This window comes from Acidovorax sp. LjRoot129, assembly GCF_964253765.1.
Lineage (GTDB): Bacteria > Pseudomonadota > Gammaproteobacteria > Burkholderiales > Burkholderiaceae_C > Acidovorax.
In genome coordinates this window covers 17,548-37,645 of sequence record NZ_CAXUSE020000002.1, presented here as the reverse complement: position 1 = coordinate 37,645, position 20,098 = coordinate 17,548, and the positions used below count along the sequence as shown (strand labels likewise).

Genomic DNA, 20,098 nt, shown 5'->3' with positions numbered 1-20,098 from the left:
ATGTCGAACTATCGCCGCTTTTTTCTTCCGTGCCTCATAGCACTGTCCGCTCTTCACACTTCCGGTTTTGCGCAAACGCAGAACTACTGGATGTTGAAAGCAGTTCCAGCTCTCAAGCCCAAAGGGTCGGCTGGACCCATCGAGCCCGCTGTAACCTTGGACTCTGGTGCGCTGCCGGACGCGATGGAGGGCGCGGGATACAACTTTGACCTCAAGACCATCACTCGGGTGACAGCTGGGCCAGGTATCTCAAGTGTGCAGTACGCGCTGGACGGAGGAGGTTTGCCAGCGGGTATTTCGCTGAGCAACGATGGACTGCTCGCAGGTACGCCCACGACTAAGACCGGTCCGCAGGGAGCAAGCTTCACGGTTGTTGGCACATACGTGAACAAGACAGGCCAGCAGGTTTACACCATCAAGGTGGGCGAGTCGGTCCTGCAGGTGGTCCAAATTTCGCACTCGTATTTCTCAGCACTTACTTCGCACGTCTGCGCAATTACCACTGCAGGCGCAGCGAAATGTTGGGGCAACAACAATCTGGGGCAGCTCGGGAATGGTGGCGCTACCGCCTCCAATGTTCCGGTCTCAGTGCAAGGGCTGACCTCTGGTGTCACTACCATTTCTGCTACCGGTAACACTACTTGCGCCGTCGTGTCAGGCGCAGCGAAATGCTGGGGTAACAACAGTTCGGGCCAGCTGGGCGATGGAGGCAATACTGCCTCTCGCGTACCTGTCCAGGTGGCGGGTTTGGAGACGGGTGTGGCCTCCGTTGCAGCCGGACAGGCATTCAGCTGCGCAGTCACGTTGGCAGGCTCCGTCAAGTGTTGGGGCAACAACAGCGGAGGTCAGCTGGGCGACGGTACCACTACGAACTCTTTTTTGCCTGTGCAAGTTGCAGGGTTGACTTCAGGTGCCAGTGCCGTGTCTGCCTCTTCTGGGAGCGCATGCGCCATTGTGAACGGTGGGGTACGGTGCTGGGGCTCCAACACGTCGGGAAATCTTGGCGATGGATCTACGGTGTCCTCCAGCGTCCCCGTGCAGGTGTCAGGTTTGACTTCAGGGGTCACAAGCGTGAAGGCAACCACAAGCCACGGCTGCGCTGTTGTCAATGGCGCTGCCAAATGCTGGGGACTTAACGCCCAAGGCCAGCTAGGGGATGGAACGACGACTAGCTCCAGCGTTCCCCAACAGGTGGTCGGACTTACATCAGGAGTGAGCAGCATTTCGGCGGGCAACGGCGTCTCCTGCGCAGTTGTTTCAGGGGCCGCCAAATGCTGGGGAGCCAATGGCAGTGGCCAATTGGGAGATGGCACCACCACCGCATCAAGCGTTCCGGTTCAGGTTGTAGGCTTTACAGCAGGCGTGAGCCGTATTTCCATCGGCATCAATTCAGCCTGTGCCTCGATGAACGGCACGGTGAAGTGTTGGGGGAGCAACAATACAGGGCAGCTTGGCGATGGTACAAACACCTCGTCACTGGCTCCCGTCAGCACCAAGGCGGGCAGCTGATGACCACCCCGTCACTGGCCAGCAAACCGCTGGGCGAGATATTGATTGAGCGCGGCCTGATCAATCGGGACAAGCTCAATGCCGCGCTTCAGGAGCAGGGGGTTACAGGTGCCAGGTTAGGGAAAATCTTGGTGCGCAACGGGTTTCTGCGTCAAAAACGATTGCTTGAAATCCTGCACGAGGTCTCACCGGAATCGATGCACGAGGAATCGGTATACCTGCCTGAAGTGCCCTTTGAGTTGCTGATCTCGACTCGCACGATGATCACCGCTGACATTGGCGAGCAGATCTACGTTGCAACGCTCGGCTCACCCAATGTCGTGCGCGCCAAGCTGCAAGAGGTCTTGGGCGAACGTGAAATCATTTTCGCGCCTTGTAACCCAGCTCGACTCGCCGAGTATCTCGACAAGGCTTCTGAGATTGGCAACGGCTCTCCCTCGGGGAAGGGGGGCGCCTGGGAGGCTGTCGTTCGCAATGCGATGAACAAGGAAGCCTCTGACATTCACATCATCCCTCGCCAAGCAAGCTACACCGTCATGCTGCGGCGTCATGGCGTTTTGAGCCCTGACCATGAGGGATCGCTGGAGGAGTACACGGCCCTGGCCTCGCGCATCAAAGACTTGGCTCGGATGGATATGGCTGAGCGCCGCAAGCCCCAGGACGGGGGCTTCTCGGTTGAACACAACGGCCGAATCGTGTACCTGCGCGTAGTTGCAGTCCCAACGACCGACGGTGAGCGAATCGTCGTGCGTTTGTTGGACCCGGACTCGATGAACCTGTCCCTCGATGATCTCGGGATCACGCGAGTTGCCGACTGGCGCAAAGCGGTATCACGTCCCTACGGGCTTTGTCTCATCTGTGGGCCCACCGGCTCGGGCAAGACCACGACATTGAATGCCACAGCCCGCGAAATGAACTTCCTGGAGCGGGCTATCTACACGGCAGAGGACCCCGTGGAGTACCGCATCGCCTATGCAGGTCAGGTCAACATCAACAAGACCGTGAACCTCGATTTCTCCGAGGCGGTGAAGACGTTCATGCGGGCCGACCCAGACGTCATCATCGTTGGCGAGGTTCGCGACATTGAGACAGCCCGCAATGCCATCAAAGCCGCCGAAACAGGCCACCTGGTGATCGCCACGCTTCACACGGGTTCGATTTTGGGCGCGGTGGGTCGGCTGCGGGATATCGGGGTGGCCTCGTATGAGCTGCTTCACCTTTTGAGGGGCGTCATGGTCCAGAGGCTTGTGCGGACGATCTGCAAACCCTGCGCAGGGGCAGGATGTCGTGAATGCAGAGACACCGGCTATCGCGGCCGAACCATCGTGTCAGAAGCCACCTATCTGCCCAACGAAGAGGCGGTCGCCAAAGTCCTGAACAGCGAGCGCAACTGGCCCACCATCGTTGACGATGCCCTGGCAAAACTGCAGGCGGGTGAGACCGATATGCGTGAGATCCGCCGCGTGTTTGGTGCCGAAGTAGACGACGCGATAGAGATCCCTGTTCCCTAGGCCTGAGGTGGCACGCAACTTTGCTGCAAGCTCCGCCTTCCCACAAACCCAGCCCCCACATCCCTATGTTCAGCATTCTGATGGTGCTCATGTCCATTGCCATGTTCACCGCACTCACTGCCGCGACCTTGAGCTACTTGCCTGTCGACGCTCTCATTGCCTACAAAGCGAGATCGAAGGCGCAGGATGGGCTTCACCGCCTCTCTGACGGTGCCATTCGCTACATCAAGAGCGTCTCCGATGGGAACGGAAACGTTGCCTTGCCAGCACCGGGCACCGACCTGATCCCGACGCTGCAGCCCACGTTTGCCTTTCTGCCACCGGCACCACAAGGCATGGCCTGGTCCGTTCAAAGCTCGCAGTACGCGGGATTGCCGGCCGTCGCGATCTGCTTGTACCCGCAGATCGCGGTTGAAAACGCGGTTGCCAGCGGCGTCAAGAGCGCCAAAGCAGGATTTCCGGCCCAGGCGATGTTCGTGGGTACCTCGTGCAACGCAGTGTCCAACAGCGAGGGGGCATACGTCACCTACTGGGTCATCGCCAACCACCACGGGTGAACAGAATGCGCTCCTACAAGGCAACGATCAAGTCCTCGAAGGGCATTGAGTCCATCCTGGTGGCCGCGCGAGATCTGGAGGCGGCAAAGTACGAGGCCGCACGCAAGGGCAGGGTGATAAGGATCAAATTGGTTCCTCGGCTGGTCTTTGGCGGTGGGATGTCGATCAGTGATCGCACCGTGTTCTTCCAGCGGCTGAGCAGCATGGTTGCTTCTCGCGTGAGCATGTCCGAGGCGCTGCAGATCATTCACAGCTCTTTCAGTGGGAACGTACGCGAAGTCTCGGCCATCCTTCGCCAGCACATCGAATCGGGATCATCTTTGCCAGAGGCAATGGAACTCGCAGGTGTGCGTTTCTTTCCAGAAGCTGTGCAGGCATTGGTGCGGACTGGTGCACATGGTGGGGATATTGCCCATGCGCTGCGCGAAGCGGCGCGGTTCGAACTGGAACTCGAAAGCGTCAAGAAGGAATCCGGCCGGGGCCTGTGGAGCGCCGGTATGGGCTTCTTGGCGGGTGTCGCAACCCTGTTCGGGAGCACCTTGTACGTCGGCCCGATGATCATGGAGTCGGACCTCATGAAGATGGGGAAGAGCTCGGTGGACATTGGGTGGGTCACGACTCTCTCCAGCACACTCAATTGGACACTCGGTGTGCTGGTGGGCCTTTTCCTGGCAGCGTTTTTCTCGCTGATGATTCTTCGACCGATCATCCCCTCTGCTGTCGACCGGGTGATCCTGAGAATCCCGTTCTACCGCGACCTGCTTCTGGCCAAGCAGAACTACATTGTCTTTTTCGGCCTTGGCGTGCTTCTCACGGCTGGCCTGAGGCTCGAAGAGTGCCTGCGCCTCTCCCGTGACAACTCACCAAGGGGGGAGCTTCGGGATGACCTCGAACGGGCCAGGAAGACCATCGTAGGGGGTAGCGCAAGCCCCTGGCCGTACGTGATGACTACGCTCCATCCCACTGACAAAGCCGCCCTCGCCACTGCACAAGACCGTACGCAGATTGCCACGACCATCGGAGAGCTGGCCTTCCAGTACCGGAACTTGTATCGTCAGCGGATAGCGGTGTTCGTACCCGTTACCCAGGTCTTGGCCGCACTGTTTCTTTCCCTGGCAGGGGTGGTTCTATTCGGCGTTGCCATCGTTCCTTTGCTCCAGATGACGAGCGGGATCTTGAACGCCGTTTGAAGTCGCTGTTGCTGGGAAACTGGGATCAAGCAACATGATGCGCGGTGCCACGAAATCGGATTTTGACGTTGTAAAACCTTTGGGTATCAGCGCTTTGAACACGGGAAGGAACTTTGATGGCACCAGTTCGGCATCGCAGACATGGAAGGCGACGGAGCACCGAGCGGCAGGGCTCACTCATATTGGTGGCTGGCATCATGCTGCTCCTTTGGCTGTTATTCCGGTAGCGATAGAGCTTTAAGCGACTCTCTGGCACAAGCGCCATGCAGACGCGCCGCTAATGCCACACGGAGTCTGATGGCGGCAGCGGCGTGAGCATGCCATCGGGGCGAAAGATGAACTTCTGAACGGCCGGGGGAGTGCTCGCGACGGACTTCTCTGGGCACTTCTCGTAGTAACCCGCCGTCATCCTTGCATCGAGCCGCGCCCTAAGTTCAGTTTGGAACTGAATCACCTTGGCTGGCGGCATCGACATACAAATCGAGAAGTGAACGACTTTCGGTTTAAGCCGGACCACCTCGTCCACGCCCGGCGTAGCAAGCTCCGAGCGGACGCTACCGACGACGTACTCAGTCGGCAGGACCTGGACGTTGACGCTCCCTGGATTGCTCGCGCAGCCAGCGAACAGAGCGACTGTCAGAAGAAGTTTTCGATGAAGCATGGCAATGTGCGTCAGAGGATTTTCAAAGAGTATTCCAGCAGCACCAACTCGCGCTGTAAGCATTGGTCACCACCGCGTAGCCAGCTGGCCCCAGCATTCTTCGCGAGGCCTTGACGAATAATTTCTGACAAATATGAATTGCTATTGCTTTGCAATTGAGTGCAATTGATAATTGCACTCAAAGCAATTCAATATCATGTACCTTTCCCATCACGATGACATTTGCGCTAGCCCGTCGCAAGATCTAAAAGGGCTGCTCTCGGAAGACTGCCCCAGGTGTGCACCCACTGACAAACCCGCCCATGACGAGCCGGTAATTGCCGCTCCCCATCAACTGAAATCTGCCGGTCTCGACCAGGTGATGCGCGCCCTTCGCGCCGGGGGCTCAGTAGCTGTTCTGGCCAGCAGTTTCTACAGCGGGGGTTACAGCTACACCCACATCCTCACGACGAAGCGCGGAAAACAGTACCGGGTCAGCAAGCAGGTGATGCGAAGTGTTCCCGTGACCACAAGCCCCGCCCTGACCCAGTCCTAATCGAACGCGCGCGAACACTCATTGGAAAACCCATGTCCCTGACCGTCAGCCCAGAACTCATCGCCGCCACGAAATCCAGTGTGTTTCAAGCCAATCGCCAAGATGCCCAGAGAGTCCAGCGCGACATAGTGATCAACACAGAGAAGTTGATCGGTGAGGGCATGAGTGACCTGATCGCTGCAGCGCAAGCGGTGCAAGACAACAAGACCGCTCGCGCCTTGGAGTCAATCCTGTTGGCCAGGGCAGGCAAGTTCGACAAGCCGGTACCGAATTTCAAGGCTTTCCAGGCGGTGCTGTTGGCCTTTCTCAAGAGCGATCTCATCGACGGATGGATCTATGTCTCTGGGCCCGATGAGAAGCTTTACCCCCAGCTCGTCACAAATGTCACTTTCGAAAGCGGGCAAGACTATCGGCGCAACGGAACCCCCACCGTGACGATTGAAACCGCCAGCTACGGTTTCAGTCGAGACGGCAATTACAAAGCCACTTTCGGCGTGTTCACGCGCCGGCACGCGTTCCATCCCCAAATAGTTGCCAAGCGCCGTGTCGCGGACATTCTGGCGGAAGAGGGCATCTACAAAGAAACGCACGCGCTGAAGGCTGCGCATCAGTCGAGCCTCAAGCGACACAATGAATGCATTCAAAGCGCCTTTGCGGAGCAATTCCGCATCACAGGAAAAGCCTTCCACTGTGAGGCACGTCAAGGAAATGACGGCGATGACATGACGGGGCGCCGCGTGGTCCACGATCTGGAGTCCAAGGACTATGGCGCAGTGGTGCGCCATACCGACTCCACGTTATTTGATTCGGACGATGGCGTGGGTCAAGTGCCCGAGCATCCAGTGGTGAGGGTCTTTGACCTGAGTGGCCACAGTTACTACTGGGTTCACGCGGACAACATGGGTCCCTATGTCTATGACGAAACGCTGCGCCACAAGCTAGTGCTTCCAGACACCCACCGCGATCTTCTGGACGTGCTCACCACGGACCTCGATGCTTTCGTGAACGACTTCATTGAGGCCAAGAGCGCCACCAACGTGATCCTGTGCAAGGGCGTGGCAGGGGTAGGTAAGACGCTGACGGCCGAGGTGTATGCCGAGCTGATCAAGCGGCCCCTGTACGCGATCCACGCCGGCACACTGGGCACCACCGCTGAGGAGATCGAAAAAAACCTGAAGACGGTCTTCGACCGCGCAACGCGCTGGGATTGCGTGTTGCTGCTGGATGAGGCGGATGTGTTCGTAGTCAAGCGCGGCGACAGCATCGAGCAGAACGCCATCGTGGCTGTGTTCCTGCGGGTGTTGGAGTACACGAAGGCGCTGATGTTCATGACCAGCAACCGGGCGAACGACATTGACGACGCCATCATTTCCCGTTGCGCTGCCATCATCGACTACACCGTTCCAGGCGCGGAAGACGCAGCGGCAATCTGGCGGGTGATGGCAACCCAGTTCAACGCTGAATTGACCCCCGACCTTATCGCCCAGCTGGTGGATCTTTTCCCAGGCATAGCTCCGCGCGACATCAAGATGCTGCTGAGGCTGGCCTTGCGCGTCTCGAAGGCCCATGGCGATCCCCTTGATGTGGCCACATTCCGCCGCTGCGCCATGTTCCGTGCCATCACCATGAAAGCGGATACCTGAGCCATGACCCAACATCCCCTGGCGCATTCCGAAGCCGAGGTTCACTCGCTGGCGCGATTCCAGACGCTTCAGGCGGGCCAGTATTGGCGTGCCCTGGACAACGTGCCCGAAGAGGGCATTGACGCAGGGATGGTGCTGTTGATCCAGTCGATACGGCTGGCGGATGACAAGCCCCACACGGTAGTTCTGCGACCTCACCCGCTCAAGATCGGCCAGGACGTCTATCTGGAGGTCCCGAAGGAGGAGGGGGGAACACAGCGCACATGGTTCCGCTACGACGAACACCGGTTTTTGCTGAACGACTTCCTGAGCCGGTTCGAATTCGAGCCGGATCACGAGAAGATCCGCCACGCTGAGGTGCAGGCGGTGCAGTCCCGTATCGCCGACCTTCAAGGCGAGTTGGTGCAGGGCCAGAGTAACCCCGTCCTGATCGCCGCTCTGGTGCAGGAAGATGAGGCGGCGAAAACCGCGAAGGCGGCTCAGGACAAGAAAGCAACCCCCTCTGACACCCCCGGAAGCGCGCAGGAGCCCCCGAAGGTGCTGGCGACCCTTGCACCCCCAGTCAACGCGGCCGAGGTGGTGGGTATGGCCACCGGGACGGTTGCAGAGGCCATCGCGGGGGGGCTGTCGCCCGAGCGGATGGCGGCACTGCGTGCTGCAGCGAACCACCAGCATCAAATTGCCTCTGTACGAGCGAAGTGGATCGAGGGCAAGACGAAGGAAATTGCCAGCGTCATCCAGCAGCTAACCCCCTTCTACGCTGAACAGGCGGCTGCTGCTCTTGCGCAGACAGAGGATGTGCGCGCCTTCGTCTCCGATCTCCTCAGGGGGATAGAGTCACTGGACTTGTACCTGGGCAAGGACGTGGATGTTCTGACTGTGCGAGAAGGCAAGGGGGCTCACCGTGATGTGCCCCTGACCTTCGTGCAGCGCAAGTTGCTCGCCGACGAGGAGCTTGCCGTCTGGGCGGACGTCGACGAGCGCTTCGACCACTCGAATGTAGATCAGCTTTTCGATGCGCTGCGCGAACATGACGGCCTGGTGGAGCAGATCTTCCCGACCGAGCGCTGCGTACTGGTGATGGCAACCACGCGGCGCTACATCGACTACGGTGACGCGTTTTCTAACATGGCCCGCAACGCCCAGAACAAAGAGGTGTTCCTGCTTGTGCGCGACGGGATGAACATCCACAGGGTGTTTTCGCCGGTTGAGTCGCATTTGGGCGCAGCCAGGTTGTTCCCCACCCAGAACGATCAGGAGGGCATTTTTCGGGGGCTCGACGGCACCCGCATCAAGTTCGAGGACGTGGCCTATACAGACCGCCTGCGCAAGCATGAGCTCTTCGCCCTGCACTTCAAGCGCTTCCTGCTCCTGGCCTGCGGGCTGGATCATCGACTGAAATTGTTCGGTGACTTCTACGACGGCCCTGCATCGCTAGACTTCGTGTCCCTGGGGTTTCAGGAGCGGCACTGCCGTTTCCTGCATGACGACGATGCCAGCAACATGATCGCGGGCGGGCCCAAGCGTCCCGGATTCGAAGAATGGCTCACCAGCATGAACGGCTACCTGCGTTCTGGCTCGCGGGTTCTGTGCAACTGGTACAGCCTGATGACCCCTCAGACAGCACCAGGGGCTTGCAAGTCTTTCAGTGGCAGGAGCCGAGATGGCATTGAGTTCCGAGCCAGGCCCCTCGCGCGGGTCGAATGCGCTGTTGTCTACCGCGAGGCCGACCAACTGTGCGTCGACGCACGGGTGCAGAAGGACTCGTATCGCAGCGACCGTCAGTTCAACTGCAAGGTGTCACTGCTCAAGCTGGCGCGCTCTGACTGGGCTGGCGACGAGGTGCCCTACCTGGTACTGGATGCGGTCGACCCGGATGAGTTGCGCTGGTACATCCAGCACCGGGGAACACGGGCGAGGCATCTGGAGTACATCCGGTTCTTCAAGCGGGCGTTGAAGCTCATTGAGAGCGACCGAGCGGCCGAGTCCGGGGCGCGTTCCCAATTGCTGCAGGCCCTGCTTGACGGTGGCGTCGGAGAGGTATCGGAGCGCCCCAAGCTGGTGGACCGCGCGGTGATCGCCTGGCGGGCAGCGAACCGGGGCCAAGCGCTCCCGCGTTTCGACGGTTCCATCCCCAGCGAGGCCAAGGCCTGGAAATCGCTGCTGGACCAGATGTTCCTGATTGCGGGCGACGGCAACGAGGATGCTCGCAAGGCCGAAGCCGAGGCCTTGGCACGCAGCTTGGGCTATGAGCCCCTGAGACTGGTTCTCTCTGGCGGCGCGAGGTACATGCTCTACGCGGCGCCCAAGGTGGAAGAATGCGACAACCGACTGGAACCCCATGCGTGGGTGCACAGAATCAGCTTGGAGCGTGGCACAAAAGGCTTTACCGAGCTGCGACGTCGCTGGGAGGTACTGCCCAAGCTCGACGCCTCTGTCACAGTCCTCGCGCAGTGGCCCGATCCGCATGGGTGGACGGCGCGGCGCAGTCGGTTTGCCAGCGTCGGCCGTAAGGGTGCCATCTTCGCGGTGGTGGAGCGTTGGCGCGAGCAGCTCGCTCCTTTCACGGCGCCCATGGATGAGGCGACCTTTGAACACGCGGTGTCCCAATGGCAGCGCTCTCGCGATAGCTTGAAAGACACAGGCTACGTGCGAGAGATGCACCTTGCCATCCCGGTTGGCGCCATGCTGCAGGACGGAGAGGCTTGGTACCTGTGTGTTGGATCTGCCCAGCCCCAGGTGATCATGTCCCGACTGGCCCCGGACGCCAAAGTAGTCGAGCACTTCAAAAGTCTCTTCGTGAAGCCCTACCTGGACAAGGGAAGGGGACGGGCGATCTTCGCCGGGAACTCTGATCACCACGCGTGGCGGCTCTGCGCAGTACCTGCCGCTGACTACCTCGACCATGACACGGTTTTCGTGCACGACGACATGGGCGTCAGCATCGAAAAGCTCGCAGGTGAGTCCATCAGCCCGCTGCTGGGAGACTGGTTTTCAAGCTGGCGCACGCGCTTTCCCAATTCGGCCTTGTGGATGGCTCCAGGCGTGAGCGATCCCAACGGTCGGCTGGATGTTGACGCCGTCTTGTCCATTGCCCTGCCAGAGGATTACGAACCGGTTCATGTCCACGAAATCACACTGCGACCGCATGGCGACCGGGACAACACCCCCGTCTACGGGCACTGGTTTGACCTAGCGCCGCAGCCGGAAAACTCGAACGGGGGCCGGCGGAAAGGGTTGGGAGGCCATGATGAGGTCGACGAGTTGGTACGGGGCCCGAAGGCGATAGCGGGGGATCAGTGTGGCTGGTCCTGCAATTCGTGGGACGCGATCAGCCCCTCGAAGGCCATCGCCAAGATCCAGCGGGAAAACGCTCGCGTAGTCGCTGCTGGAGATCTACCCGAAGCTCCCCAGCCGCCCGCGGGCTACGTGCGCTGGTATGTCTTGCGCGAGTAAAACCCTATTCATGTGCTGTATAAATCGACTGTCACAACAAGTAACAGGCACCAGGCATGCAGTTCATTCCAGCGATTTGTCCACAGTGTTCAGGGAAACTGCAGGTGCCTTCCGGGCAAGTGTCCGCCCAATGCGAATACTGCGGTACTGACGTTTTCGTTCGCGAGGTGGAGAAATCTGACGCCAACAGGTCTGCACACTTAATCGAGCTTGCCAACGCTGCAGCGACCGCTGGAAACCATCAAGAGGCGTTTGGGTACTTCACCAGTGTCCTTGAGATCGACAGCAAGAATGTTTTGGCTTGGGTAGGTAAAGGGACCAGTGCTGGATACCTCTCAACCCTGGCCCACTCGCGTATTCCCGAGACGATGGAGTGCTACCGGACAGCAGTCAGGCTTGCTGAAAACGATGCGATGAAGAAAGTCGCAAGCATGGATTGCGCTGTGGGAGCGGTAGCTATTGCAAACGCCTACTACCAAACGTCTTTGAAGCACACGATGGAGTTCATCGCTGTGCCGGATACCCCGTATGAGCACGCAACTCGGTGCGTTGAGGCCGTTCAACTTTGCAAGCTCGCGCTATCTCTCGACCCCGAGGTCCCAGGTGCTTCTGACTTCATTCATACCGTCGCATCCCGAACCTTGAAAGTTGGGAAGCTGAGCGCAGACGAAAAATTGTTTTTGGCGGGCGAGCAGAGCAAGCATGCCCCCGCATCCTCGCCCGCTTCGACCTCAGAGAAAAGTGCTGACCAAACGAGCGCGGACGCGCTGATGAAATTTGGCATGCTGTTATTTTTTGGGGCCACCTACGCTGCGTCGTATTACCTCGTGAAAGAGATGGGTGTAGAGAGGACCTTCTGGGCAATTTTGTTCGCTGGTTTCCTGACCATCCCTATCTCAACCGGTGTCGGTCTGCTTGGCCTTTTGGCAGTTATGAAGATCCGCCAGAAAACGTCAAAGGCAGGCGCCTAGGGGCTAACTCTCAGCCAGAAGGCGCATCAGGGTCAGGGCGTTCCGCTGTCCCTGGTCCTCCTTATTCACATTGAAGACTATGTGCATGGCGTCTACCCGAGCGGCAATGCTCCGGATCTGCGGCACCAGCTCGCGCAACTCGTCGTCGGTGTAGTCGTAGTTGAACCTGTCCGAGGCCGCTTCACCCTTGATGTTCCAGGTCTCCTCATTGCGCCCGTGCAAGCGCAGCAACGCCAGCCGGGTACTGCTGATATCCCACACCGGCTCGACGCTGTTGTAGGTGTGCGTGGGGCTGTCAACGATGACGTGTGCAACCCCCAGCTCTCGTTCGAACTCCAGCGTGTCCGCGCGGTGCGCCTCGTCCAGCCAGGTCTTGTTGCGAAACTCGACCGCGAGCAGCTGGTCGCCCATGCGCTCAACGCACTCGCGCACGTGGGCATGGCCATCCCTGTTGTTGATGACCCATGGGGCGAACTGAAAATGCACAGCCCCGAGCTTTCCCGCCGCCGCAAGAGGCTCCAAGCACTCTTTGAACCTCCGCCATAGTTCATCGAGCACCGGGAGGGGAAGGTCCTTGTAGTAGAGGTTCTTCTTGGACGCCAGGGGCTCAGGCAGGGCCTTGCGAATGTCGGTGTGCAGCACCTTGGGCTCTGTCGCGTGCCCGGTGAAGAGCCGGAAGGACTTCACGTTGAAAACAAAGTCATCCGGAGTGCGCTCGGCCCAGAGCTGCGCAGTGGAAGCGCTGGGCATGGCGTAGTAGGACGAATCCACCTCCACCATGGGGAACAGGCTCGCGTAGTACCGAAGGCGGGCCTCGGCCGTCTTGGCTTTAGGGGGATAGAACTTTCCTGAAGCGATGAGCGACTTGTCTGTCCAGGAGGCGGTACCAACGAGGATGTTCACTTCGTGGGGCTCCGCTTGCTCGGGGGCTTGAACCCCATGGTTTTCATAGCGCCAGCAAGGCTCGTCGCCGCCTTGTCGTAGCCCTCCCAGCGAGAGTTGCCCACTCGCAGCCTCTGATCGAAGCTACGCACGGTCCAATGAGCCCCGCTGGTGAGCCCCGAAAGCTCATCCCAACCCACAGGTACCGAGATACCCATGCCGGGGCGCGCGCGGGCCGTCCAGGCGCTTGCAGTGGTGGCTCCGAAGCCATTGCGCAGGTAGTCGACGAAGATCTTGCCCACGCGGTTGCTAGGCCCCGACTTGACGACGAACCGCTGGGGGATGGTGCGGGCGAGGTGCGCCACCAGGTGGCGCGAGAAGTCTTTGACGGTGTCCCAGTCATGCAGCCGCTTGATAGGGACCACCACATGGAGCCCCTTGCCGCCGCTGGTCTTGAGGAAGCAGGGCAGATCGAGCTCGCTCAGGATGGTTCGTACAAGCCGCGCCCCCTCTTGCATATGCTCCCAAGGCACGTTTTCGCCGGGGTCAAGGTCGAATGTCATCCGGTCGGGCTTTCCGATCAGATCCTTGCGCGCGTTCCAGGTGTGGAACTCGATGGCGTTCATCTGGGCAGCGGCTGCGAGCCCCTCCAGCTGCACCACCTCCAGCAGGGGCTGATGGCCGGGGTTGAGGGAAGGAGGCATTTCACTGATGCCGGCGATGGAGCCCTTGTCCAGGTGCTTCTGAAAAAACATCTCGCCCCCGACGCCCTCCGGCGCCCGCACGAGGGAAACCGGCCGTCCAGCTAGGTGCTCCAGCATCAGCGGCGCGACGGTCGCGTAGTAGCGAACCAGCTCCATTTTGGTGATCCCCGTGCTCTTGTCGATGACGCGCTCAGGGTTGGACACCCGCAAGCCGGCGCCGGGGGGCCCGCTGGGGCTTTCGCTCGGGGGCTTCCCAGCTCGCATGCGCTTGGGCACCTCGCGCACGATGTGCTCTGGCCGCTTGTCGGATCGGACGCCGCGGAAGACGGCATGCCGAACCTTCCCTTCCTTGGTCCACTCTGCAAAGGAGACCTCGGCGAGCAACTTGGGCTCTACCCAGTGGACGTTCTTGGTGATGGCACTGGGATTGGAGAAGGGGCAGTCTGCGGTCTGGATGGCGCCCAGCTTGTCGTACAGATCCGCGAGGACACGGGCACTGAAGCCCGAGCCCACGCTGCCGGCGTACTTGAGGCCCGCATTGCCTGTGTGGACGCCAAGGATGAGTGAGCCGACGCCGTTGCGTGACCCTTTTGGGTCAGTGAAGCCCCCGATCACGAACTCCTGCCTGTTGCTGCACTTGAGCTTGATCCAGTCGGTGCTGCGGGTTGAGACATAACGGCCGTTGCGTCGTTTTCCAATCACGCCTTCAAAGCCCAATTTGCAGGCGCTAGCCACCAGGTGTGCCGGGGGATGCTCGAATGCTTCGCTAAAGCGGACCCGTTCCTCAGCAGCGCTAGAGATGATTGCCTCCAATTGCTCGCGCCGCTGCTCATTGGTCAGGTCGCGCAGATCCCGACCGTCACAATAGGGAAGGTCAAACGCAAAGTACAAGAGATCCTTGGATCTGCGGTTGTCGAACGAGTTTTGCAAAGCCCCAAAGTCGGGAACGCCGTTGTGGTCCATGACGATCACCTCGCCGTCGATCCAGGCGCTCTTGACGGGCAGTTTGCTAATTGCTGCAGCCAGCTCTGGCATCTTGGCGGTCCAGTCGTGACCGTTCCGAGTGAAGAGGCGAACTGTGCCGATCTCAATTCGCGCAAGGAGCCTAAACCCATCCCACTTCAACTCCCAGCCCCAGGCTGCAGGGTCAGGAGGCAGGCCATCCGCAAGGGTCGCAAGCTGGGGTGCCAGTGCGAAGGGGAGGGGGCTCAGGGGAGCCTCAGGGGTCCCTTTGTCCGCACGGCGGGGCATGGTTAGCCCCTCTTCTGGCCTGACAGGTGCTGGCGCACGGCTTCTGCCGAGTTGCCCACGGCCTTCACTGCAGCTCGCAGCTCATCTTCAGAGCAACCCAACGACTTGGTCCAGTCGCGCAACTCGTACTCTTGCTCAAGGCTGATGAGCTTGCGGTCTTGAGACGTGCTTTGCTTGTTGTCGGACATGAGGTCTCCTGCATTATGAAAATTCGATCCTAGACAAACCACATTGATGAGTTTGTAGGATCACTTCCATTGGGACTGGGCGCTGGCAAAGCAATTGGGCTCGTTCTTTGGACGTGGCCATTGCAGTGAACGGTCCAACGAGCAAAACGGTTCTGGCCGCGGATGGGGCCTTTCATCTGTTCATTAAATTGGACAAAACAAGGCGTTTCGCCTAGTATTCTGAACAGATGAAAACTGATCCTGCCGACTCTCCTGTCCTGCATCGACAGCTGCTGCTTCAGCTGGGTGATCGCCTTCGTCGGTTGAGGAAGGCTCGCAAGATGACGGCCGTCGAGATGGCCAATAGCGCAGGCATTTCCAGAACGACGCTCTATGCGGTCGAGGCTGGCGATCCGGGCCCGTCCATCGGCACGTACCTGCGCGTCATGGGGGTGCTTGGAGTGGCTGCAGACCTGGCTTTTCTGGCCGGAGACATGGTTCATGCCGCCCCGGCCGATTCTGCAGCCGCACGCTCTTTCAAGCCAATCCCCCAGGTGCAGATCACAGTCAGTACGGACAATAGGAGACACCAGGCTCAGGATCTACAAAGCTTGGTGCTTCACGAGCGAGCCGTGGAGCTGGTTCGCGAGAACCCAGAACTCCTCGATGAAGCCAAAGAAACGATTGTTCGTTGGCTCAGAGGTGGCAATAAGCAATCGCACGCCCTTTTTGAGGAGTGGTCGAAGATTCTCGGCGACAAACAGTGGAGCAAGGTGCTGGGTCGATCTCGGCATGCGCAAGAGTTGCGCCAGGCGTCTCCGCTCCCTACGGTGCTGCCCAAAGAAGTGCGCGAGAGCATCTTGAGCGACATAGCCAGCCTCAAGAAGGGGGTGGTGGTAGGTGGGGAAAGGTCGTCTCATGAACCGTGACGAGCTTGAGCACCTGATCCGCGCCAGTGGGGCGATCACCAACGAGTATGAATTCGTGATCATCGGCAGTCAGTCCATCCTTGGTCAGATTCCTTACCCGGAGCCGGAATTCAAAATGTCGGCTGAGGCGGACATATATCCCCGGTACGCCCCTGAGCTGGCCGACAAGATAGACGGTGGCATCGGGGAAGGTTCGGACTTCCACCACACCTACGGTTTCTACGCCCAAGGGGTCGGACCCGAAACCGCCTTCCTTCCAGACGGTTGGGAAACGAGGTTGTGGAGAGTGCAGAACGGAAACACGGATAGCCGAATAGGCTGGTGCCTGGACGTCACCGATTTGTTCATGTCAAAGGCAGCTGCAGCAAGAGACAAGGACCAAGACTACTGCTTGGCGCTCTTGCGCAACGGGTATGTTTCACTGGAGGCGGCACTGGAATTGGCGCCCGGTATGCCATTGGAGCCGGAGGAGCTGGAGCGCTTGATCGCGCGGATCAAGCGGTGGGCAAAGTTGGTTTAGGCCAGGCCTCGGTGAAGCGCAGGACAGCACCAACATCAAGAGAATGACCCTTGAATAGCTACCCTCAGTACAAACCACTTCGGAATCTGCTGCGCCAGTACAACCTGCGTGGCTCACTCGAAGACTTATGGTGGTATTTCCAAGCAGTGGACCATCCAACGAACAAAGAGTCGGTATGGACTGACGAGGGGTTTCGGAGTCTGAAGTCGCTCGTCTTCAAGTGGGAAATCTCCATCCTCGCGCGTGAAATCGTCCTGCACGCGGCGCCTAACGGAAAACTCCGGATGCGTCCGTGGAATGGCATGGCAAATGCAATCAACACGCTGCGCCGGGTAGGCAACGAGATGGCTATCGCGAACATGACGCCGGAGAGCTCGTTCAACAGCCTAAACCCCATAGGGCATCAACAGTTTCCCTGGCAACGACAACGCTTGTTCAATTCGCTCATGAGGCACTTCAAAGTGTTTTCAGCACCCGATGTTGAGCGGTTGGTAGTGCGCGAGACGGGTGTCAGCACGCGGGAATGGTTTTTTGTCGGCTTCGCGGCTGCTGGCCTTTTGAACAAAGAGCCAGCCATGTCCATTCGCCAGGATTACCGCGCCTTCGATATCGAACTTGAGCGAAGCGACACGATTCTTGAAAAGCTATCGCAGCCGCTGGCTGACCTCAGAGAACAAATCGTTGCTGCCGCTAGGCACGACGAAACTTGGGCTTACACGTGGAACCCGCTCGAAGCTCGACCACTCGTGAGTTTGGACCCGATGAGACCGGAACGAATGCACTGTCCAATTCCTCACTTCGTCATCCGGCGCGCCAGCCAAGGCCTCTTCTACGACATTGCACGGGCAGAGGGTTTCAACAACCCTTTTGGAGCATCATTCCAGGCCTACTTTGGAGACGTGCTGTCGGCAACATTCTCAAGCCCTAAGTTCACCATCAGCGAGGAGCGTGTCTACCACGTGGGGCGTGACAGGAAAGACGGTGTGGACTGGATATTGGCCGACGAAACGGGAAGCTTATTCGTCGAATGCAAAGCGAAACGCATGACTGTCGGCGCGAAGTCATCCATAGACCCATTGATCATCGGTCAGCAGGTCGAATTCCTGGCGAAGGCAGTGATCCAGCTCTACAAAAACATCGCTGACGCCCTCGAAGGACACACTCACTGGGCGCCCAATGGGTTAGCTATCTATCCGCTCGTTGTGACTCTTGAGGATTGGTACCTATTTGGACCTGCCGCGGGTCTCCTGGCCGAAGGAGTGAGGGTGAAAATGGAGGAGGCGAATCTTGATCTAAGCTGGCTGGACAGCATGCCTTACACCGTCACTTCCTGCGCTGAGTTTGAAGAAGTGAGCCCGACGATTGGCCAGGTAGGGATCGAGGCATTCTTCAACCTAAAGCACTCGGGTGACCAACGCGGTTGGATGTTGCGAGAGTTCGCGAACGAACAGTTCGGCGAGGTCTATCAGAGGACGTGCCGCCGTGACCTATTCAAGCACGAATGGGTCCGAATCCTGCCGGAGAACGTACTTCCCTTTAAGGTCCCAAGCGCTGGCGAGGTCTAGCAGCCTGGCCTGGCTCATTGATGAGCTTGTCGCAATCAAGTTTGATCGCAAAACGTTCATCAGTGATCTGTTGGCGGATCACGGCGTGCGCTGTCCAGCCGTATCAACGCGGCAGACCTTCATCTTCTGCGCAACCATGATCGCCCACTTGGAACCGTAATCGGCAGAGCCCCGCGCCATGCGCTCGGCAGCTTCAACGTCTTCAAACGTCGGTGCGGTCAGTCCATGCTCTTGGGCGTACTGGGCAGCAGCTGCGAAAACCGCCTGCAGCTCCAGCTTGATCCACTCATCTAGCTCACGGTTTTTGCGGTGCAGCGCTTCTGCCTGGAATGCGTCGTAGAGGATGCTGGCTGGCGCTGTGCGCGGCCTGAAGACGTCGTAATGTTGGGTTGTGTGAGCCACTGTCATCTCCACTTTGTGCCTGAGCGAAAGCCCTCGGCAAAAGCAATGCGAACGATTTCTTGAATGGCTTCTTTAGGCGGTCCCATCGCCAAGGCCGCTTCGATCATCGACCCCGCGTTCGAAGTCATCATCCAGTGTTGGGCGATCAAGTCGGAGGCGACATGAAGTGCGCTCTCGCAATCCTCCTCGGCGCCGGTTTCCACCATTTCGACAGTGGTGAGCCACTCGTCAAATTCGTCCCAGAAGGCGCAACCCGCGTGGCCGGGGTCGGCAACAGTGGCTCGGTCACGGACCAGCACATCGAGCGCAGTGGCCATATCGGCTGGTACGGCTATCGGTCCCTGGAAATTGACCAGCTCGCTCCGGCTGAGAGCAGGCTCAGCTTTACCGCCCTTCTTGAACAGCATGATGGTGAGGTCACCCGACTCCGGCAGGAAGAGCAGTACGCGAAACCCCTGAAAGTCCGTGGTGGGGCTCACTGCCTCAAAACAGAAGCCCACCTCACCGTTGCCTGTCAGGGCGTTGTAGGCGGTCGTGGCGTGACCTACGGTCCCAGCGACCAGCAGGCACCCGCCGTCGGCATCGAAAAACACCTCCGGACCCTCTTCATCCCGGACTGGCAGCATGCCGACGAGGGTCTGGTACTCCTCTTCTCCAATGGGGGCCTCCAGGGCTAGCCATGCCTTCATGTCTGCAGGTGTGACACCGACCTCTTCGCAGAAGACCTTGGAACCGGATGGCCACATTGCGATGATCGCTTCGAGGGCCGGGGCTTCGTGGTCAAGCCAGACGGGCTCAGCAAAGGCTCTTTGTTTCTGCGGACTGATCTTCAAAACCAAGGCAGTCGAGTCCCAGTCAGCTTCTACGGTGTGATGCTCATGCAGGTAGCCCTGGCCTCGGTGGAGCCAGTGCGAGAACATGCTCAGATCGGCCTGTTTCATTCCTGGCCGCATCCCTTTCACCATGACCTCAATCGCCCGGTTGTCAAAGGCAGCGAGAGCATCGTTGGCATCGCTGAGAGGCTGGGGAAGGGATTCGCCCCGGCCTCGTCCGTCCAGCGCGGCAAATGCCACATCCAGGATGGAGGATGAATAGGCGGCGATGGCTTTGGTGTGCTGCACGGGACCACACTGCACGTCGATTTCCTGGGCCCATCCGACGAATCCCCGGTCGGACTCCAGTAGCCAGGGTTTCATCTCCAGCCGTTGGGGCATTCCAAGCATGCGATTGATGCCCCACGCCTGATTGAGGAATTCCGACACAGAGATGGGGGCGGCGGCATCGACCAGCATGCGGATCTGGCATCGGAAAGCCGGGACCACGATGGAATACACCAGCAGAGGCGTCAGCCCGGGATCAACCTCGGCGGCAATGCTGTCGTACGGCGTGACGCGTTTCTTAGGGTCGAGCCCCACATTCCGGGCCTGCTCGATGAGCAGGTACTGCATTTCCGCGTCGTAGATTTTTGCGGGCATTGGGGTCTCCTGGATCTATTTTCGCTGCTTCCGATAGGCGAAAGCAGGGGGCTACCAGCCGGGGCTTTCCTGCCGCAGCGGAGCCCACATAGCGCTCACGGTTTGCGTTTAAGCACGTAAGCCGTTGAATTGGTTCACCAGTTCGGGGTAAGGAGGCCTCTGCACGGATT

Annotated in this window: 17 protein-coding genes; 11 read left to right on the top strand and 6 right to left on the bottom strand. The window is 59.2% G+C overall.

The genetic code is table 11. The features are described 5' to 3' along the window. From ACSQ3Q_RS24670 to ACSQ3Q_RS24655, 4 genes are all read left to right on the top strand, one after another. A complete protein-coding gene (locus ACSQ3Q_RS24670) occupies window positions 1-1,509 on the top strand; it encodes an RCC1 domain-containing protein (protein WP_436137104.1) in 1,509 nt (502 codons plus the stop codon). Beyond that, complete coding sequence (locus ACSQ3Q_RS24665; protein ID WP_436137103.1) at window positions 1,509-3,020, top strand: GspE/PulE family protein; 1,512 nt, start codon at window positions 1,509-1,511, stop codon at window positions 3,018-3,020. The genes ACSQ3Q_RS24670 and ACSQ3Q_RS24665 overlap by 1 nt, the downstream gene beginning before the upstream one ends. A gap of 65 nt (window positions 3,021-3,085) precedes the next feature. Further along, window positions 3,086-3,577, top strand: a complete 492-nt coding sequence (locus ACSQ3Q_RS24660; protein WP_436137102.1) for a hypothetical protein — start codon at window positions 3,086-3,088, stop codon at window positions 3,575-3,577. Window positions 3,578-3,582: 5 nt separating this feature from the next. After that, on the top strand, window positions 3,583-4,767 hold the full coding sequence (locus tag ACSQ3Q_RS24655; protein ID WP_436137101.1) for a type II secretion system F family protein: 1,185 nt from the start codon (window positions 3,583-3,585) through the stop codon (window positions 4,765-4,767). A 277-nt stretch (window positions 4,768-5,044) separates the two neighbouring features. Here ACSQ3Q_RS24655 and ACSQ3Q_RS24650 read toward each other — a convergent pair whose 3' ends face one another. After that, window positions 5,045-5,428, bottom strand: coding sequence for a hypothetical protein (locus ACSQ3Q_RS24650; protein WP_436137100.1), 384 nt, complete (start codon window positions 5,426-5,428; stop codon window positions 5,045-5,047). A 196-nt stretch (window positions 5,429-5,624) separates the two neighbouring features. Between ACSQ3Q_RS24650 and ACSQ3Q_RS24645 the strand changes: the two genes are divergently transcribed. Genes ACSQ3Q_RS24645 through ACSQ3Q_RS24630 form a run of 4 tightly spaced genes read left to right on the top strand, consistent with a single transcriptional unit; the run spans window position 5,625 to window position 12,033 of the window. Then, on the top strand, window positions 5,625-5,963 hold the full coding sequence (locus ACSQ3Q_RS24645) for a hypothetical protein (protein ID WP_436137099.1): 339 nt from the start codon (window positions 5,625-5,627) through the stop codon (window positions 5,961-5,963). Window positions 5,964-5,995: 32 nt separating this feature from the next. Then, entirely contained in the window at window positions 5,996-7,606 is a 1,611-nt protein-coding gene (locus tag ACSQ3Q_RS24640) for an AAA family ATPase (RefSeq protein WP_436137098.1), read from the top strand. 3 nt (window positions 7,607-7,609) lie between these two features. Beyond that, window positions 7,610-11,062, top strand: a complete 3,453-nt coding sequence (locus tag ACSQ3Q_RS24635; RefSeq protein ID WP_436137097.1) for a hypothetical protein — start codon at window positions 7,610-7,612, stop codon at window positions 11,060-11,062. Between the two features lie 56 nt (window positions 11,063-11,118). Continuing rightward, window positions 11,119-12,033 carry a hypothetical protein gene (locus tag ACSQ3Q_RS24630; protein ID WP_436137096.1) on the top strand — a complete coding sequence of 305 codons (915 nt, stop codon included), beginning with the start codon at window positions 11,119-11,121 and terminating at the stop codon, window positions 12,031-12,033. Window positions 12,034-12,036: 3 nt separating this feature from the next. On the opposite strand, the gene ACSQ3Q_RS24625 is transcribed toward ACSQ3Q_RS24630, so the two are convergent. Genes ACSQ3Q_RS24625 through ACSQ3Q_RS24615 form a run of 3 tightly spaced genes read right to left on the bottom strand, consistent with a single transcriptional unit; the run spans window position 12,037 to window position 15,058 of the window. Further along, the gene (locus tag ACSQ3Q_RS24625; RefSeq protein ID WP_436137095.1) at window positions 12,037-12,936 is read right to left on the bottom strand and encodes a DUF72 domain-containing protein; all 900 of its coding nucleotides are present in this window, start codon (window positions 12,934-12,936) and stop codon (window positions 12,037-12,039) included. Further along, window positions 12,933-14,870 (bottom strand): DNA ligase D, encoded by a 1,938-nt coding sequence (ligD, locus tag ACSQ3Q_RS24620; RefSeq protein ID WP_436137094.1) that lies wholly within the window; start codon window positions 14,868-14,870, stop codon window positions 12,933-12,935. The genes ACSQ3Q_RS24625 and ligD overlap by 4 nt, the downstream gene beginning before the upstream one ends. Window positions 14,871-14,872: 2 nt before the next feature. Beyond that, window positions 14,873-15,058, bottom strand: coding sequence for a DUF3606 domain-containing protein (locus ACSQ3Q_RS24615; protein ID WP_436137093.1), 186 nt, complete (start codon window positions 15,056-15,058; stop codon window positions 14,873-14,875). A gap of 227 nt (window positions 15,059-15,285) precedes the next feature. Between ACSQ3Q_RS24615 and ACSQ3Q_RS24610 the strand changes: the two genes are divergently transcribed. The 3 genes from ACSQ3Q_RS24610 to ACSQ3Q_RS24600 are packed head-to-tail and all read left to right on the top strand — an operon-like array spanning window position 15,286 to window position 18,051. Beyond that, the gene (locus ACSQ3Q_RS24610) at window positions 15,286-15,966 is read left to right on the top strand and encodes a helix-turn-helix domain-containing protein (protein ID WP_436137092.1); all 681 of its coding nucleotides are present in this window, start codon (window positions 15,286-15,288) and stop codon (window positions 15,964-15,966) included. Then, window positions 15,956-16,486: a DUF6036 family nucleotidyltransferase gene (locus ACSQ3Q_RS24605; RefSeq protein WP_436137091.1), complete on the top strand. Its 531-nt coding sequence runs from the start codon at window positions 15,956-15,958 to the stop codon at window positions 16,484-16,486. The genes ACSQ3Q_RS24610 and ACSQ3Q_RS24605 overlap by 11 nt, the downstream gene beginning before the upstream one ends. A 50-nt stretch (window positions 16,487-16,536) precedes the next feature. Continuing rightward, window positions 16,537-18,051, top strand: a complete 1,515-nt coding sequence (locus tag ACSQ3Q_RS24600) for a hypothetical protein (RefSeq protein WP_436137090.1) — start codon at window positions 16,537-16,539, stop codon at window positions 18,049-18,051. Between the two features lie 78 nt (window positions 18,052-18,129). Here the strand turns inward: ACSQ3Q_RS24600 and ACSQ3Q_RS24595 are convergent, their stop codons facing one another. Next, a complete protein-coding gene (locus ACSQ3Q_RS24595) occupies window positions 18,130-18,459 on the bottom strand; it encodes a hypothetical protein (RefSeq protein WP_436137280.1) in 330 nt (109 codons plus the stop codon). Continuing rightward, window positions 18,456-19,928 (bottom strand): hypothetical protein, encoded by a 1,473-nt coding sequence (locus tag ACSQ3Q_RS24590; RefSeq protein ID WP_436137089.1) that lies wholly within the window; start codon window positions 19,926-19,928, stop codon window positions 18,456-18,458. The genes ACSQ3Q_RS24595 and ACSQ3Q_RS24590 overlap by 4 nt, the downstream gene beginning before the upstream one ends. Window positions 19,929-20,098 lie beyond the last annotated feature (170 nt).

Coding starts and splice junctions, on each gene's coding strand:
- ACSQ3Q_RS24650 (WP_436137100.1), bottom strand. CDS start 5,428: ATGCTTCATCGAAAACTTCTTCTGACAGTCGCTCTGTTCGCTGGCTGC.
- ligD (WP_436137094.1), bottom strand. CDS start 14,870: ATGCCCCGCCGTGCGGACAAAGGGACCCCTGAGGCTCCCCTGAGCCCC.
- ACSQ3Q_RS24605 (WP_436137091.1), top strand. CDS start 15,956: ATGAACCGTGACGAGCTTGAGCACCTGATCCGCGCCAGTGGGGCGATC.
- ACSQ3Q_RS24635 (WP_436137097.1), top strand. CDS start 7,610: ATGACCCAACATCCCCTGGCGCATTCCGAAGCCGAGGTTCACTCGCTG.
- ACSQ3Q_RS24615 (WP_436137093.1), bottom strand. CDS start 15,058: ATGTCCGACAACAAGCAAAGCACGTCTCAAGACCGCAAGCTCATCAGC.
- ACSQ3Q_RS24610 (WP_436137092.1), top strand. CDS start 15,286: ATGAAAACTGATCCTGCCGACTCTCCTGTCCTGCATCGACAGCTGCTG.
- ACSQ3Q_RS24640 (WP_436137098.1), top strand. CDS start 5,996: ATGTCCCTGACCGTCAGCCCAGAACTCATCGCCGCCACGAAATCCAGT.
- ACSQ3Q_RS24630 (WP_436137096.1), top strand. CDS start 11,119: ATGCAGTTCATTCCAGCGATTTGTCCACAGTGTTCAGGGAAACTGCAG.
- ACSQ3Q_RS24660 (WP_436137102.1), top strand. CDS start 3,086: ATGTTCAGCATTCTGATGGTGCTCATGTCCATTGCCATGTTCACCGCA.
- ACSQ3Q_RS24665 (WP_436137103.1), top strand. CDS start 1,509: ATGACCACCCCGTCACTGGCCAGCAAACCGCTGGGCGAGATATTGATT.
- ACSQ3Q_RS24645 (WP_436137099.1), top strand. CDS start 5,625: ATGTACCTTTCCCATCACGATGACATTTGCGCTAGCCCGTCGCAAGAT.
- ACSQ3Q_RS24670 (WP_436137104.1), top strand. CDS start 1: ATGTCGAACTATCGCCGCTTTTTTCTTCCGTGCCTCATAGCACTGTCC.
- ACSQ3Q_RS24590 (WP_436137089.1), bottom strand. CDS start 19,928: ATGCCCGCAAAAATCTACGACGCGGAAATGCAGTACCTGCTCATCGAG.
- ACSQ3Q_RS24655 (WP_436137101.1), top strand. CDS start 3,583: ATGCGCTCCTACAAGGCAACGATCAAGTCCTCGAAGGGCATTGAGTCC.
- ACSQ3Q_RS24595 (WP_436137280.1), bottom strand. CDS start 18,459: ATGACAGTGGCTCACACAACCCAACATTACGACGTCTTCAGGCCGCGC.